Below are 16,435 nucleotides of genomic sequence, written 5' to 3'. Positions count from 1 at the left end.
ATCAAATGGTTAACAGAATTAATCTTCTAATTCAGCTAAACACATTTCTTCGTAAATTTGCTTAACCCAAGCATCAACACGTTCTTCAGTCAGCTCTGGCTGGCGATCTTCATCGATACCTAAACCAATAAAGTGGTCGTCATCGACTTGACCTTTAGAGGCTTCAAAATTGTAGCTTGCAGTTGGCCAATGACCGATGATGATGCCACCACGGGCCTGAACAATATCACCAACCATGCCCATGGCATCAAGGAAGTACTCAGCGTAGTCTTCTTGATCACCACAACCAAAAATAGCGACAAGTTTGTCAGTAAAATCAATTTGCTCTAATTCAGGGAAGAAATCATCCCAGTCACATTGCGCTTCACCGTAATACCAGGTCGGGATGCCGAACAGCAGCAAGTCATACTCTGCAATCTGTTCTTTGGTACTTTTGGCGATATCTTTCACCTCAACCATTTTTTTACCCAGTTTTTTCTGGATCATCTTGGCTACAGCTTCGGTGTTACCTGTGTCGCTACCGAAAAAAAGACCTACAGTTGCCATTGTCTATCCTTTAATGTCTAGTTCACTTATTAGGTTAATCTTGCTGGTACTCGTTCAGCACTCAACTTGTTGCTGAAGAATTAATTCGATTAACTGGCTACGGCTGATGTTACTGGCCAATGCCTGCTCATTCAAGGCGTCATACAAATCTTGTGACACCTTTAACTCTATTCGCTTTAATCCGTTGGCTTTATCGCGCTGGATTTGATTGCGTTTGTTGACCTTAAGCTGTTGGCTACGGGACAAAGGATTACTTCTTGGGCGGCCCCGGCGCTTTTCATTGGCAAAAAGGTCAATGGTGGTTCTGTCTGTCGCTTCTTTTGCCATGTTCTTATTGTTAACCGATCCCTGAGCCTTCCCAAGTGATCTGGATAATACCTTTTACAATAAACCCGGCGCAGCCGAGAAATAACACTAACCAAACAATAAATCGACCAAATTTTGGCACGTTACCTTGTTTAAGCACATCGTGGATGGCCATGCCGATAAAGAAAAATATCGAGGCAAAAAACAGGTTCAGGCCGATGGTTTCAATTTGTTCCATGTACTGAGATAACATACTTTCTTAGTCCTTGAGAGTGTTCTAAGGCCAAAAGAGGCGCGAATATATCACAACAAGATGGCGGCTGCCATATGCTTTCGGTCGAGTTTGCTGCTGATTTACATTGAATGTTTGTCAATAAATTCAGACACGATCCGGTTAAAAATGGCGGGTTTTTGCGCATGCAACCAATGACCACATCCTTCAAGTGTTTTTGCCTGTGCCGCGGGGAATTGCGCCATGATAGCGCTTCTGTGCTCACTAGTGACATAATTTGAGTCGCCGCCGCGAATAAACAGAGTTGGTCCAGCATAGCTTTGTACTGGATTTGGCGTCTGATTTTGCCAGCCAATAATATTAGGATAACAAACCTTTAGGCCACTTAAGTTCATTTTCCAACGAAAGCCAGTATCAGTGCGTTGTAGATTTTTGAGTAAAAATTGTGCCGTCGCTTCGTCAATACCATTGTCAATTAAGTGGTTTAGGGCAAAGCGTCTGTCGGTATGGCCTTCTAAGGGCAGACTTTCTAATGCCGCAAACACTGTATCGTGTCTTGGCTCATAGGCGACAGGGGCGATATCGGCTGCCACCATGCTGATAATGCGCTCTGGAAAGGCTAACGCCGTCGCCATGGCGATTTTACCGCCCATGGAGTGACCCACAATATGGGCGCGTTCAATAGCCAGTTCGTCGAGCAAGCTGATCATTGCAGTGGCGAGGCGAGGGTAGTCCATTTGATCCCAATGCTCACTTAAACCATGATTGGGCACATCGACACGAATAACTTGATACTGATTTTCTAATACTTGCCCTAGACCTTTGAGGTTATCTAGATTACCGAACAAGCCGTGGATCAAGAGCACTGTGGGTCCTTGGCCTGTGGAAACAAAGTTCATGGTGATTCCTGTTGGAGATTTTTAGCTTAGCGTGACGCGAATTGTGCCCTTAATGCCGTTGGCTTGACAAGTCAGTTGCCATTTCTATAGTGGGGGCGGCCAGTAACTTGTGTGCTTTTTCGGCAATTGTCGATTAACTGCTAGTTTGCTGTGCTATTTCCCGCACTTTTAGAATAATGGCGCTTTATCAGATTGATAGAGATAGATACACTGGTAACAGATCGCAATGATCTGCCCCGATCGCTGTGGTACACTTTTTTCGGTTAAGCCTGTCGAATAACAAAGGATAATTAAGGTTATGAAATATATCGAAGTAGATGAAGAGCTCTATCGTCATATTGCCAGCAAAACAGAACGTATTGGTGAGAGCGCCTCTGACATTCTTCGTCGATTACTCGGCCTGTCCGTCGATGCGGTCGAACAACCCCAGCCTTTGGCGATTAGCCAACCCAGTCTTGAAGCTGAACCTATTCAGCCCATCGCGGCGCAAACAGTGCCAGCAGTGAATGATTTTAGTCGCTTAGTCGATGAACATCAGTTATCGCAGCAAAAAGGCGCAGTAGGTCGTTTTCTGTTTTTGCTCGAAAGTTTGTATCAATTAGCCCCAGAACAATTTTCACAAATTCTGCAGATCCAAGGGCGCGATCGTTTGTATTTTGCTCGCTCTAAGGAGCAACTGCTCGAAGCGAGTGCTTCGGCTAACCCAAAAGAAATTGGTGCAAGTGGTTTCTGGGTAACGAGTAACAACAATACCGCCAAGAAACGCACTATTTTATCGGAAGTTTTAGTGCAATTTGGTTGTGATGCGACAGTAGCTGCGGGCATCGCCGAGCGCGTTTAATCCGCGGGTGAGCCAAGTTAGTACGACATTTTTCTACTTTTTCTAATTATAATTGAGTGCAGGAGAGCCATAGGTGGCAATACATCAAAGGGCAGGACAAATCGCTAATCAGACGGATCTGGTCAATATTCCAAAACTGATGAGCCATTATTACAGCATCACGCCAAATATGGATGACGTACAACAACGCGTCACCTTTGGCACTTCTGGGCACAGAGGCTGCGCCTTCAATGGCAGTTTTAACCAACAACACATTTGGGCGATTACCCAAGCTGTGGTGGACTACCGTCAATCGGCAAATATCGATGGGCCGCTGATCCTTGGGATTGACACCCATGCGTTATCCTATGCGGCCTATTTGTCGGCCATTGAAGTGCTGGCGGCAAATAAAGTCACAGTGAAAATCCAACAGAACGACGGATTTACGCCAACGCCAGTGGTTTCCCATGGGGTGATTTGCGCCAATCGCGAAGCCAATATTACGGGTGCGGCATTGTCCGATGGTTTGATCATTACGCCTTCCCATAATCCTCCTCAGGATGGTGGCATCAAGTACAATCCACCCCATGGCGGACCAGCCGAAGGTAATATCACGGCTTGGATTGAATCGCGAGCTAATGATTACCTGCGCCAAGCATTAGTTGGCGTGCAAAAATTAACCTATTCCGATGCGCTGACTTCGGGTTATGTGCAATCCATTGACTTGATTACACCCTATGTGGCTGATTTAGACAATGTCATCGACATGCAAGCGATTGCCAACGCTAAGCTGCGTATCGGTGTGGACCCGCTCGGTGGTTCGGGTATTTTCTACTGGGCACCGATTGCTGCGCGTTATGGGCTCGATATCACGTTAGTTAATGATAAGGTTGATCCAAGCTTTAGCTTTATGCCGTTGGATAAAGACGGCAAAATCCGCATGGATTGCTCGTCTCCCTATGCGATGGCAGGTTTACTCGCACATAAAGAATCCTTTGATTTATGCCTTGGTAATGATCCCGATTATGACCGTCACGGCATAGTCTGCCCGGGTACCGGCTTGATGGACCCTAATCATTATCTTGCGGTCGCTATTGATTATTTACTGACACACAGACCAGATTGGAGCGATACCTTAGCCATAGGTAAAACCTTAGTATCGAGTGCGCTTATCGATAAAATCTGTGCTTTCCACGGCAAAAAGTTACTCGAAGTGCCAGTGGGCTTTAAGTGGTTTGTCGACGGTTTAGCTGAAGCCACAATCGCCTTTGGCGGTGAAGAGAGTGCTGGCGCGGCATTTTTACGCCGTGATGGCAGCACATGGTGCACAGATAAAGACGGTTTTATTCTAGGATTACTTGCCGCAGAAATTCTTGCGGTGACAGGTAAAACCCCAGGTCAGCGTCACCAAGAGTTAGTAAAACAATTTGGCCAAAGTTTCTATAAGCGTATCGATAGCCCAATCAGTCTTGAAAACAAAGCCAAGTTTGCTTTGCTCAATGCCGATACCTTAAATGCCACTGTGCTTGCAGGTGAGACAATCGAAAACGTGTTAACCCATGCGCCAGGCAATAATGCGGCGATTGGCGGCATCAAAGTGACTACTGCTAATGGTTGGTTTGCGGCACGTCCTTCGGGCACTGAAGCGTTATTTAAAATCTACGGCGAAAGTTTTATCAGTGAGCAGCATTTGGCTGAGATCATCAAAGATGCGCAGGCATTAATTGATAAGGCGCTAAACGCTTAATGCAGTAGTAGGTTTAGCTAACGTCTCAAAATAAAAAACGCACTCAGATTTGAGTGCGCTTTTGTTTGTGTCTAATTCAGCTGTGAATAGTTAATCTAATACTGATTTGACCGTATTTAGTACTCGATATGACAACTCGGTAAGTTATTCTTATCGATGTAATTTTGATGATATTCCTCAGCCACATGGAACTGTTGAAGTGGCACTATTTCTGTGACGATATGGCGTAATCCCCAACGCCCCGAGCGGGCAAAAGCTAACTTTGAGGCTTCTGCGGCCGCTTTTTGCTCACGGTCGTGGAAGAAAATGGTACTGCGATATTGAGTGCCAATATCTCCGCCTTGCATGTTCAGACTCGTTGGATTGTGGTTTTTCCAAAATACATCGAGCAAGTCTTCATAACTGACAAGGGCAGGGTCAAATTCCACTTGCACCACTTCGGCATGGCCCGTTTTGCCTTTTTTGACTTCTTCATAGGTTGTCGCCGCATTATTGCCGCCCATATAGCCGCAGGTGGCATTGGATACGCCGTTCACTTGTCTAAAAAAATACTCTACGCCCCAGAAACAGCCGGCACCAAAGGTTGCTAACGCCATAATTAAATCCAATAGAAGTCTAGATGGCTAAGGATTGTGATAAAACTTGAGTGCAAAAGCAAGCCTCAAGCTGGAATATTTATCATGGGAAATTCTTAGGGAATGTCCTAAGAATTTAACAATCAGCTTAGTTGAATGTCATTCCGCTTAAAACTGGGTCCTACGGCAATAAATGTCTGAGAACAGCACTAAAAACATGTGTTAGTATTGAAGCCGTTTTTTAGGTGCGAGTGAGATTAACCGCGGTGAGATAAATGCTTAAGTGGTTATTACTGCCTGTACTTATGCTATTGCGCCAATACTGTTACACATCATTATAAGGAGAATTCTGTGTTACAAGCTCTGTTAGATTCAAAGGATTTTTTAGCGCTCACCTTAGCCCATCCTGTACAGTTCGATGGCGAATTTTCATTTAACTTAGGCGATCATACTCAAGTGGAAGTGTGGGATACCGGTGTTATTGTTTTCGAACCAATACAGAATGAAGGAAAAGATATTGTGCTTTCCTGCGGTGTTCACGGTAACGAGACCGCGCCCATTGAACTCTGCAATAGCTTAATTAAACAACTTTTACAGCAAAAGATCATCGCAAAGCAGCGCACTTTATTTCTCATTGGTAACCCATTAGCGATTAATAACGGCACGCGGATTATTGACGAAAACATGAATCGTCTGTTTAGTGGTGAGCATTCCAATCCACCAGGGTTAGTGAACCCTGAGCGAGTACGCGCGAAAAAACTCGAAGCCTATGTCGATCGTTTTTATACTACGGTTGCCGATGGACGTCAGCGCATCCATTATGATCTGCACACGGCGATGCGCGCCTCGAAGCATGAAAAGTTCGCTATCTATCCCTATCGTCCTGGGCGCGCCTTTAGCGGCGAGCAAATTATGTTTTTAGCCGCAAGCGGCGTCGATACGGTACTTTTCCACCACGAACCGACCACGACCTTCAGCTATTTTTCCTCTGAACGCTACGGTGCCGATGCCTTTACCATTGAGCTTGGCAAAGTGTATCCCATGGGGCAGAACGACATGACGCGTTTTATCGTCACCCATGAAATGTTCATGCGCTTGATCACCGCTAAGCCGTTGAAGCTGGATGCATTTGATGCCGATAAGGTTAACTTGTACCAAGTGTGCCGCGTCATCAATAAACATTTCGATGATTTTGAATTTACCTTCGCAACTGATGTCGAAAACTTCAGATCTTTCCCGAAGGGCTTTGTTTTAGCGCGGGAAGGTGGGCAAGAAATTAAAGTGGAACATGAGTTTGAGTCTGTCGTGTTCCCTAATGCCAAAGTGCCTATTGGCAATCGCACTGTGATTTGCCTGATCCCTGCGGTGAATGCGGACGTGCGTTAGGCTTGTAAAGCAATATATACATGCGTGGCAGGGATAACTTGTGGTTTGAGCTATGCCAATGGTTGATAGGTAGTTTACGTTAACGTAATGTTCGTCGGGCATATTCGTATAAACAGACACATCAAAACGCTTTGATGCGTAATGAGATAACAAGAGCACAATATGAGCAAAGCAACACTCAACACTGATACAGTGCACCGTGTCGGCTTCTTGGATAAGGCATCGCTACACATTCCTATCCTTCGAATTCTACAAGCCGACGGCACCACTTATGAAACCGCGGTTTTACCTGTGATAGATGAAACCTTAGCCACTAAAATTTACGATACCTGTGTATTCACTCGGGTACTTGATGAACGTATGCTTGGCGCCCAGCGTCAAGGGCGCATCAGCTTCTACATGACCTGTACGGGTGAAGAAGCGGCGATTGTCGGCAGTGTGGCCGCACTCGATCAAGAAGATGTGATCCTCGCACAATATCGTGAGCATGCGGCGCTGCGTTATCGCGGCTTTACCACTGAACAGTTTATGAATCAGATGTTCAGTAACGAGAAAGATCTTGGTAAAGGTCGACAAATGCCAATCCATTACGGCAGTGCGGCATTGCATTATCAAACGATTTCGTCACCGTTAGCCACGCAAATCCCGCAGGCGACTGGTGTGGGCTACAGCTTAAAAATGCAAGGTAAGCGCAAAGTCGCGGTTTGTTATTTTGGCGAAGGCGCTGCATCGGAAGGGGATTTTCATGCTGGCCTAAACATGGCCGCGGTACTGAAATGCCCAGTGATTTTCTTCTGTCGTAACAATGGCTACGCGATTTCTACCCCCACTGAAGAGCAGTTTGCTGGAAACGGTATTGCCAGCCGCGGTGTGGGTTATGGCATGCACACCATTCGTGTAGACGGCAATGACATGTTGGCCGTGTTAGCGGCAACCCAGCAAGCCCGTGCCTATGCGATTGAGCATAATGCGCCTGTGCTGATTGAAGCCATGACTTACCGTCTCGGCGCACACTCTTCTTCAGACGACCCCTCAGGTTATCGCTCGAAAGATGAAGAAGCCAAGTGGCAGCAACACGATCCGGTTAAACGCTTCAAATTATGGCTTATCAACAAAGGTTGGTTGGCTGAAGCGGATGATGTGAAACTGCATGAAAAATATCGTGAAGAAGTATTGGCTGCGGTAAAAGTGGCTGAAAAAATTCCTGTGCCTATGCTGGATGAAATTATTGAAGATGTGTACGACAAGCCGACGCCAGTGCTGAAAAAGCAACTCGCCGAGCTTAAAGAACATATCAAGAAATATCCGCAAGCCTATCCAAAAAGTGCAGGGAGACTATAAGCCGTGGCTGAAATGAATATGTTACAGGCCGTCAATGAGGCCTTGTCGATTGCCATGCAAGCCGATGAACGCATGGTGGTTTTTGGTGAAGATGTGGGCCACTTTGGCGGGGTATTTCGCGCCACCTCCGGTCTTCAAGAAAAATTCGGTCGCGCTCGCTGCTTTAATACGCCGCTGACAGAGCAAGGTATTGCCGGTTTTGCCAATGGTTTAGCCTCAAATGGCATGACCGCCGTGGCTGAAATTCAATTCGCCGATTATATCTTTCCGGCGTTTGATCAAATCGTCAACGAGTCTGCTAAGTTCCGTTACCGTAGCGGTAATGAGTTCGATGTCGGTGGATTAGTGTTCCGTACGCCCTATGGCGGCGGCATAGCGGGCGGCCATTATCACTCGCAATCACCTGAAGCCTATTTTACCCAGACGCCGGGGTTAAAAGTGGTGGTGCCACGCAACCCTGAGCAAGCCAAAGGACTGCTGTTGGCGTCAATCCGTGACAAAAATCCGGTGATCTTCTTTGAGCCTAAGCGTTTATATCGTGCATCGGTTGGCGAAGTGCCCGCGGGCGATTATGAAATTGAACTGGGTAAGGCTGAAGTGGTTCGCGAAGGTAAAGACATCACCTTAGTGGCGTGGGGCGCGCAAATGGAAATCCTTGAAAAAGCCGCCGATATGGCCGCTAAAGAAGGGATCTCCTGTGAAGTTATCGATTTACGCACCTTGTCACCCTGGGATATCGATACCGTTGCCGATTCAGTCAAAAAGACCGGACGTTTACTGGTCAACCATGAAGCGCCATTAACCGGTGGTTTTGCTGGTGAGATAGCGGCGACGATTCAGCAAGAATGCTTCTTGTATCTAGAGTCGCCCATCAGCCGCGTTTGTGGTTTAGATACCCCGTACCCACTCATTCATGAAAAAGAATACATGCCAGATGCATTCAAAACGTTTGAAGCCATCAAAGCATCAGTGACCTTCTAGGAGTCCGGTATGATTAAAGATTTTATTTTGCCGGATATTGGCGAAGGTGTTGTGGAGTGTGAGTTGGTTGAATGGCTGGTCAAAGAAGGCGACACAGTCGTTGAAGATCAGCCGATTGCTGATGTCATGACAGACAAAGCCCTAGTGCAAATCCCTGCGCCATTTGCGGGCGTGGTCACTAAGCTGTATTACGCCAAGGGCGATATTGCGAAAGTACATGCGCCACTTTATGCCGTACAAATTGAAGGTGCCGTTGAAATTGCAGGCGAATCTGTTGCGGCTGAACCTGCTGCGACGACTGCAAAAGTTACTGAGCCTGTGGCGGCTACAACTGCCAATTCGTCATCCAGTTCATCCGTCAGCATTGAAGAATTCTTACTACCGGATATCGGCGAAGGCATTGTTGAATGTGAACTAGTTGAATGGCTAGTGAGCGAAGGTGATTGGGTTGAGGAAGATCAACCGATTGCCGACGTGATGACAGATAAAGCGCTGGTGCAAATTCCTGCCATTAAAGCGGGTAAAATTGCCAAACTGCATTATCGCAAAGGTCAGCTGGCCAAAGTGCATGCGCCTTTATTTGCCATTGAAGTTGAACAGGCGGCTTCTGCACCTGCGGCGACAACAAACACTGATACTGTGGCCAATGCGGCACCAGCAGCGCAGATTGTGAGTGCAGAACCTGCTCGTCAAGGTAAAGCCTTAGCCAGCCCTGCGGTTCGCCGGATGGCGCGGTCGTTAGATATCGATTTGAGCCAAGTACCTGGCACAGGAAAGCACGGCCGTGTGTATAAGGAAGACATCACTCGTTTCCAACAAGGCGCGAGCAATGTTTCTGCTCCAAGTATGGCTTCGGTAAAAGAGGCGCCAGTTCAAGCGACTCAAACATCTCAAACCCAAGTTCCAACATCTACAGTGACTCAACGCGCTGACACGGTTGAGCCGATTCGCGGCGTAAAAGCTGTGATGGCACGCATGATGGTTGAATCTGTATCGAGCATTCCGCACTTTACCTATTGCGAAGAGTTTGATTTAACAGACTTAGTTGCACTGCGTGAAAGCATGAAAGTGAAGTATTCGTCAGATGAAGTGAAGTTGACCATGATGCCTTTCTTCATGAAGTCAATGTCGCTCGCGTTAAGTCAGTTCCCTGTGATGAACAGTCAAGTGAATGCTGATTGCACTGAACTAACTTACAAGGCACGTCACAATATCGGCATGGCGGTGGATTCTAAAGTCGGTCTCTTGGTGCCCAACATCAAAGATGTGCAGGACAAGAGCATTTTAGAAGTGGCGGCAGAAATCACCCGCCTGACCCAAGCAGCCCGTAGCGGCCGCGTGGCGCCAGCGGATCTGAAAGACGGCACTATATCTATTTCTAACATTGGCGCCTTAGGTGGCACAGTGGCGACGCCTATCATCAACAAACCTGAGGTGGCGATTGTGGCCTTAGGTAAGTTGCAAACCTTACCGCGCTTTAACGCGAAAGGGGAAGTCGAAGCTCGCCAAATCATGCAAGTGAGCTGGTCAGGTGACCATAGAGTGATCGATGGCGGTACGATTGCTCGCTTCTGTAATCTGTGGAAACAGTATCTTGAGCAACCTCAAGAGATGTTATTAGCGATGCGCTAAGCCGCTGGCACGAATAACTGACACTAAAAGGACGCTAAAAGCGTCCTTTTTTATTTGCTTTGCACAAATGGGTTAATCTTTTGATCCCGATTACGTATAATTCCCGAACGTAGTTATCCTGATGGATGTGTTATGAGTCAGTTAGCCCCCAGCCCATTTGCTCCAACAATAGAAACCATTGATTACCCGTTTCCGCCTAAACCAGTGCCTTTGTCCGATGCGCAAAAAGCCGATTATAAGGCGCGTATCAAACAACTGCTCATTGAAAAAGATGCCGTTCTGGTTGCCCACTATTATACCGATCCTGAAATCCAAGCCCTTGCCGAAGAGACTGGCGGCTGCGTTTCAGACTCCTTAGAAATGGCGCGCTTTGGCCGCGATCACCCAGCAAAAACCTTAATCGTTGCTGGGGTCAAGTTTATGGGCGAAACCGCCAAGATTTTGAGCCCAGAAAAAACCATTTTAATGCCGACCTTAGAAGCGACCTGTTCATTGGATTTAGGTTGTCCAATCGATAAGTTCAGCGCTTTCTGCGACGCCCACCCAGATCATACTGTGGTGGTTTACGCCAATACCTCGGCTGCGGTTAAAGCGCGCGCCGATTGGGTGGTGACCTCCAGCATTGCCCTTGAAATCGTTGAACACTTAGATAGTGAAGGTAAAAAGATCATTTGGGGACCCGATCGTCATTTAGGCAGTTATATTGCCAAACAGACGGGCGCCGACATGTTAATGTGGCAGGGTGATTGTATCGTTCATGACGAGTTTAAATCTAATGCACTGCGCGATATGAAAAGCGTTTACCCAGATGCAGCGATTCTTGTGCATCCTGAGTCGCCAGCCAGTGTGGTGGCGATGGCCGATGCGGTTGGCTCAACTAGTCAGCTAATCAAAGCGGCGCAAACCATGCCGAATGAGCGTTTTATCGTGGCAACCGATCGCGGTATTTTCTATAAAATGCAGCAGGCGGCGCCAGGTAAAATTTTAATCGAAGCGCCAACGGGCGGAAATGGCGCCACCTGTAAGAGCTGTGCCCACTGTCCTTGGATGGCGATGAACGGTTTGCAGGCAATTGAAGCGTCACTCGCCGACAGCGATAAAACCACCCATGAGATTTTTGTGGATGAAGACTTAAGAGTGAAAGCGCTTATTCCGCTAACGCGTATGCTGGATTTCGCCAAAACACTGAATATGAAAGTGAAGGGTAATGCCTAAGCCTATTATTTAGCTTTCTTCAGTGTAATAAAAATCCCCGCCATAGAGTGGGGATTTTTTATGTCTGTTGTTTTTATTAAAACTAAGGCAATAAAAAGCCTCGCAAATGCGAGGCTTAATTGAGTAACGCGGAATCTAGTGACTAGATTACTTTACGCTTACTTACTTGGCGTTCATCAGTGCAACCGCGTTATCTAACATACGGTTACTGAATCCCCATTCGTTATCATACCAAGACATCACTTTCACTAAACGACCGTTTACACGGGTTTGAGTGGCGTCAAAGTTTGAAGAAAACGCATTGTGGTTAAAGTCGATAGACACCAATGGCTCTTTGTTTACCGCTAACACTTCGCTTAATGGCGCAACGCTGGCAGCACGTTCAATAATGGCATTTACTTCTTCAACCGTAGTATCACGGGCAGCGATGAAAGATAAATCCACGAGTGATACGTTAACTGTAGGTACACGAACCGCTAAACCGTCGAATTTACCTTGTAATTCAGGTACAACCAAACCTACAGCAGCAGCTGCGCCAGTTTTAGTTGGGATCATTGACAGTGCCGCTGCACGGGCACGACGTAAATCTGTGTGGTACACGTCAGATAAACGTTGATCGTTGGTATAAGCGTGAATAGTGGTCATCAGGCCTGATTCGATACCAATCTCGTCATTTAACGGCTTAGCAAAAGGGGCTAAACAGTTTGTTGTACAAGAAGCATTTGAAATCACTGTCATGTCTGACGTCAGCACGTTGTTGTTCACACCGTAAACAACAGTGGCATCGACGTTTTTGCCTGGAGCAGAAATAATTACTTTCTTCGCACCAGCGGTTAAATGCGGTTGAACGGTTTCTTTAGAAGTAAAGATACCGGTACATTCGAAAACCACGTCAACCTGTAGCTCTGCCCATGGCAGTTTTGCAGGATCACGTTCTTGGAAAGTGAGGATCTTATCGCCATTCACATAAATGGCTTCGGCATCATGGTCAACCTTGGCATTGAAACGACCGTGAACAGAATCGTATTTTGTCAGGTGGGCGTTGATTGAAGCGTCGCCTAAATCATTAATAGCGACAATCTTGATTGGATAAGCTTTTTCGCTTTCGTACAAGGCGCGTAATACGTTTCTACCGATACGGCCATAGCCATTTATTGCTACACGGATAGTCATCTCATATCCCTCTGGTGATTATAAAATTCAACTGGTAGTAAAATTACCAAACTGACAGCTATCGTCAAGTTAAATCGGCATTTTACCGCTGTCTTGATTAACAAATTAGGTATTTTTTTTACATCGGTCGCGAAATCGCCATTTTTCACGCGTTAATTGGGTAAAAAATTACAAGATGGCAAACATTTTGCCATCAGTTGCTTAGTTTACTTTTTCGACAGGCGCAGGCGGCACAGCTTCGGTTTCAGTTGGCGCTTGGGCAACCGCTTGAGGATCAAGCCATTGTCTTACTGGACTCATAGAATAAGTGCCCTTTTTTAGCGCATCGATAAGGGCTTGGGCTTTTAAATCGAGTTCAGTTGCCAGCGTTTTATTGCCACCGAGCAAGGCTAGCATTTTTTCCTCTGAATACTTCTGCTGCGTAAGTAGTAAATTTGCTTTCGTCAGCATATAGGATTTATCTAAAACTTGTTGCTGGCGATAGGCAGATGCGAGCCCAAGTAACCAGTTAACGTCGAAATCATCGTATTGGATCTCCGCAAAGACTTTAAGATAGAGTTGTTGCGCTTTGATGGCATTTCGATTGCTGTAATAGGTTGCGACTTGGGCAAGTAGAAAGGGGTCAGTCACTTCGCCAGCGTTTTCCTGTTCTAATAATCTATTTAACGCTGCGGTATCGCCAAAGCGAGTCCATTGGTAATAGGACATAAAAGGGTCTTGCCGTTCACGGGTTTGATCTTGTAGTAAACTTAAATTTTGAGTGCTTAGTCTAAAGGCTCTGGCTCTATCTGCTGTGCGATTGGTGTGGATGATATGCTGAACGCCAGAGGCGAGTTCAATACAACGGCTGTAATCCTCAAGGTAGGTTAATTGTGAGTAGAGCTGCTTACCTGTGAGGTTTTCGTTGTCTTTTAACTTGTAGCGGTTTTGGATAAGTTTGGTCTTTTCAGTCAAACACCAGCTGTCCTTATGCAAATCGGCACAAATTTCAGGATTATTTTTACAAATTGCTGAGATATTTCGGTCATTATCACAACCGAAAAGACCGAAAAAGCTCATCCCTAAGGTAAATGATGTAATTATTACTAGATTTTGTCTCAAAACACTCTCCAAACGATAATTTTTCTAATAAAATTACAGATTTACAGAAAATATCTTACTGGCAACAAAGCGCGACTTTCATTACAATGGCGCCGACCAAAACAGGGTTTTCCCTAAAACCCGCATTAGATTATTGGTCTTTTCGTCATGTTACTCAAACCTTTCAGTACATTTTATTGAAAAGTGAGATAAAGGATCTGTAAATGAGCGCTGATAAACACCTACAAAGTTGGCAAGAACGTTTTGAAATGGCAGAGGCGATGCAGCCTTTGTTAGGCAAGTTGTACCGTAACCAAGGCGTTGAAGTCGTGGTCTACGGCAAGCCGTTACTCAATGCTTCTACGATTGAAATCATTAAAGCGCACCGTTTAGTTCGTCGTCATGTCGGTGAAAAATTACGTTTACGCGAGAGTTTCCCCTTCGTTCAAGCTTTGAGCAAACTCGCAGTTAAACAATGTAAAGTGGATATTGGTAAGCTCGCTGTCAATTACTGGCGCGACCATACTGATGTCAGCGAAATTGAAAGCTATATGGCAAAAGAATTGGCCGATGCTATCGACCATGCCGATGATGTCGCGCCGCGTGACGTCGTGCTTTATGGTTTTGGCCGTATCGGTCGCTTATTGGCACGCTTGCTGATTGAACGCACAGGTCGCAGCAATAAGTTAAGGTTACGCGCTATCGTTTTACGTGGCGGCAAGAAAGGCGATTTAGAAAAACGCGCGAGTTTACTGCGTCGTGACTCAGTCCATGGTCCTTTCAATGGTTCTGTTGAAGTTGACGAAGAGAACAACGCCATCATAGCCAATGGCACTTATATCCAAGTGATCTATGCTAATTCACCCGACGAAGTGGATTACACTAAATACGACATCAATGATGCATTGATTGTTGATAATACAGGTATTTGGAAAGATGAAGCGGGTCTTGGTTTACACCTTAAGAGTCCAGGTGCCAGCAAAGTATTATTGACGGCTCCTGCAAAAGGCGCGATTAAGAACATCGTTTACGGTGTGAACGAAGGCGATATTACCCCAGAAGACATTATCGTTTCAGCGGCGAGTTGTACCACCAATGCTATTACGCCAGTACTGAAAGCTGTGAATGATAAATATGGTATCGAGAATGGTCACGTTGAAACGATTCATTCTTATACTAACGATCAAAACCTGATTGATAACTATCATACCGCTGACCGTCGTGGCCGTAGTGCACCATTAAACATGGTGATCACTGAAACGGGTGCAGCAAAAGCAGTTGCTAAAGCTTTACCTGCATTAGCCGGTAAGTTAACAGGTAACGCGATTCGTGTGCCGACGCCTAACGTCTCTATGGCGATCATCAGCATGAACCTGAATGCTGAAACCAGTAAAGATGAGCTTAACGAGTATCTGAAAGATACGGCGCTACAATCACCACTGCAAAATCAAATTGACTACACAGACTCTACTGAGATTGTATCGAGCGATTTAGTCGGTTCTCGCTACGCGGGTGTGGTTGATTCACAAGCGACTATTGCAGAAGGCAAGCGTGCCATTCTTTATGTATGGTATGACAACGAATTTGGTTACAGTTGCCAAGTGGTTGGCGTAATGCAAACGATGTTAGGTTTAACGACGCTATCTCTACCTGCGTAAATTGCCCACGTAGGTTTTGCTCGAGTGATTAATGACTTTGCTTAACCTTTGAATAAAGCGCCCAATAGGGCGCTTTTGTTTTTCTATACTTCTACAATTTTATTGGACTCGACTCCATAACTCACCATCATCCCCTGTTTATCTGCCGCGTTTAATTAGCGGTAGCATCGGCATCAGTATCGGTACAAAGCCTAAATTGATGAATGAAACATCAACTTTACTGAGGTGTGGCGGTTTATTGGGCAAACGATGCGGCTTAGATCATTTTTTAAAAATTGTTGATTGACTCTGAGGTCTAAATCGGTAGAATGCCAATCCGCAGTCAGAGGAAAGCATGCCGAGCATGAGTTCAAATGATTAAGCGCAATGATAGGCGACATTAGCTCAGTTGGTAGAGCGATACCTTGCCAAGGTATAGGTCATCGGTTCGAACCCGATATGTCGCTCCAAATTTTAATAAATTTGGCAGTTTGGGCGCGATGGCAGAATGGCTATGCTGCGGATTGCAAATCCGTCGATCTCGGTTCGACTCCGGGTCGCGCCTCCATAGATTAAAGTATTAATGACACGATTCCCGTCGTTAATATAAAGAGTTTGCCCGAGTGGTGGAATCGGTAGACACAAGGGATTTAAAATCCCTCGCTGGTAACAGCGTGCCAGTTCAAGTCTGGCCTCGGGTACCAAAAAACAGAAAAGCCCTGACTGATGTCAGGGCTTTTTTGCTTTATAACTTCTACACCCACATTTCATGATTCTTAATCTAGTATCACTACAGCTATAGATTGGTTAGGCCCAAGCCCACTATTTTACTCATTCAGTATTGCGACTTCTGACCTGTTTCTTT

The 16,435-nt window shown here is 45.9% G+C and carries 15 protein-coding genes and 3 tRNA genes; 11 read left to right on the top strand and 7 right to left on the bottom strand.

Annotation, left to right across the window (positions count from 1 at the left end):
* Positions 1-18 precede the first annotated feature (18 nt).
* The 4 genes from fldA to GWI56_RS16010 all read right to left on the bottom strand — a co-directional run bounded on the left by fldA (position 19) and on the right by GWI56_RS16010 (position 1,983).
* Positions 19-546 (bottom strand): flavodoxin FldA, encoded by a 528-nt coding sequence (gene fldA, locus GWI56_RS16025; RefSeq protein WP_006081576.1) that lies wholly within the window; start codon positions 544-546, stop codon positions 19-21.
* 54 nt (positions 547-600) lie between these two features.
* Entirely contained in the window at positions 601-873 is a 273-nt protein-coding gene (ybfE, locus tag GWI56_RS16020) for a LexA regulated protein (RefSeq protein ID WP_006081577.1), read from the bottom strand.
* A gap of 10 nt (positions 874-883) precedes the next feature.
* Positions 884-1,105: a DUF2788 domain-containing protein gene (locus tag GWI56_RS16015; protein WP_006081578.1), complete on the bottom strand. Its 222-nt coding sequence runs from the start codon at positions 1,103-1,105 to the stop codon at positions 884-886.
* Between the two features lie 101 nt (positions 1,106-1,206).
* Positions 1,207-1,983 (bottom strand): alpha/beta fold hydrolase, encoded by a 777-nt coding sequence (locus tag GWI56_RS16010; protein ID WP_198573467.1) that lies wholly within the window; start codon positions 1,981-1,983, stop codon positions 1,207-1,209.
* A gap of 298 nt (positions 1,984-2,281) precedes the next feature.
* On the opposite strand from GWI56_RS16010, the gene seqA reads away from it, so the two are divergent.
* Together seqA and pgm are read left to right on the top strand one after the other, a co-directional pair.
* Entirely contained in the window at positions 2,282-2,824 is a 543-nt protein-coding gene (gene seqA / locus GWI56_RS16005; protein WP_198573466.1) for a replication initiation negative regulator SeqA, read from the top strand.
* A 73-nt stretch (positions 2,825-2,897) separates the two neighbouring features.
* Positions 2,898-4,550, top strand: coding sequence for a phosphoglucomutase (alpha-D-glucose-1,6-bisphosphate-dependent) (gene pgm, locus GWI56_RS16000; protein ID WP_198573465.1), 1,653 nt, complete (start codon positions 2,898-2,900; stop codon positions 4,548-4,550).
* Positions 4,551-4,666: 116 nt separating this feature from the next.
* Here pgm and msrA read toward each other — a convergent pair whose 3' ends face one another.
* Positions 4,667-5,146, bottom strand: a complete 480-nt coding sequence (msrA, locus tag GWI56_RS15995) for a peptide-methionine (S)-S-oxide reductase MsrA (RefSeq protein WP_028759985.1) — start codon at positions 5,144-5,146, stop codon at positions 4,667-4,669.
* Between the two features lie 330 nt (positions 5,147-5,476).
* Between msrA and astE the strand changes: the two genes are divergently transcribed.
* From astE to nadA, 5 genes are all read left to right on the top strand, one after another.
* Positions 5,477-6,511, top strand: coding sequence for a succinylglutamate desuccinylase (gene astE / locus GWI56_RS15990; RefSeq protein ID WP_198573464.1), 1,035 nt, complete (start codon positions 5,477-5,479; stop codon positions 6,509-6,511).
* A gap of 162 nt (positions 6,512-6,673) precedes the next feature.
* On the top strand, positions 6,674-7,852 hold the full coding sequence (locus GWI56_RS15985; RefSeq protein ID WP_113939702.1) for a thiamine pyrophosphate-dependent dehydrogenase E1 component subunit alpha: 1,179 nt from the start codon (positions 6,674-6,676) through the stop codon (positions 7,850-7,852).
* A 3-nt stretch (positions 7,853-7,855) separates the two neighbouring features.
* Entirely contained in the window at positions 7,856-8,833 is a 978-nt protein-coding gene (locus GWI56_RS15980) for an alpha-ketoacid dehydrogenase subunit beta (protein ID WP_028759982.1), read from the top strand.
* Positions 8,834-8,842: 9 nt separating this feature from the next.
* Positions 8,843-10,465 (top strand): dihydrolipoyllysine-residue acetyltransferase, encoded by a 1,623-nt coding sequence (locus GWI56_RS15975; protein ID WP_198573463.1) that lies wholly within the window; start codon positions 8,843-8,845, stop codon positions 10,463-10,465.
* Positions 10,466-10,597: 132 nt separating this feature from the next.
* Positions 10,598-11,680, top strand: coding sequence for a quinolinate synthase NadA (gene nadA, locus GWI56_RS15970; RefSeq protein WP_028759980.1), 1,083 nt, complete (start codon positions 10,598-10,600; stop codon positions 11,678-11,680).
* A gap of 162 nt (positions 11,681-11,842) precedes the next feature.
* Here the strand turns inward: nadA and gap are convergent, their stop codons facing one another.
* Together gap and GWI56_RS15960 are read right to left on the bottom strand one after the other, a co-directional pair.
* A complete protein-coding gene (gap, locus tag GWI56_RS15965; protein WP_006081590.1) occupies positions 11,843-12,853 on the bottom strand; it encodes a type I glyceraldehyde-3-phosphate dehydrogenase in 1,011 nt (336 codons plus the stop codon).
* 201 nt (positions 12,854-13,054) lie between these two features.
* A complete protein-coding gene (locus GWI56_RS15960; protein ID WP_198573462.1) occupies positions 13,055-13,954 on the bottom strand; it encodes a DUF2989 domain-containing protein in 900 nt (299 codons plus the stop codon).
* 203 nt (positions 13,955-14,157) lie between these two features.
* On the opposite strand from GWI56_RS15960, the gene GWI56_RS15955 reads away from it, so the two are divergent.
* From GWI56_RS15955 to GWI56_RS15940, 4 genes are all read left to right on the top strand, one after another.
* Entirely contained in the window at positions 14,158-15,591 is a 1,434-nt protein-coding gene (locus GWI56_RS15955) for a glyceraldehyde-3-phosphate dehydrogenase (protein WP_028759978.1), read from the top strand.
* A 373-nt stretch (positions 15,592-15,964) separates the two neighbouring features.
* A tRNA-Gly gene (locus GWI56_RS15950) sits at positions 15,965-16,040 on the top strand.
* A gap of 24 nt (positions 16,041-16,064) precedes the next feature.
* Positions 16,065-16,138: transfer RNA gene (locus GWI56_RS15945), tRNA-Cys, on the top strand.
* Positions 16,139-16,187: 49 nt separating this feature from the next.
* Positions 16,188-16,274 (top strand) — tRNA-Leu (locus tag GWI56_RS15940).
* Positions 16,275-16,435 lie beyond the last annotated feature (161 nt).

The organism is Shewanella sp. DW31 (genome assembly GCF_015767295.1).
Taxonomy (GTDB): Bacteria; Pseudomonadota; Gammaproteobacteria; order Enterobacterales; family Shewanellaceae; genus Shewanella; species Shewanella oncorhynchi.
This window is presented reverse-complemented; position numbering and strand designations above follow the sequence as displayed.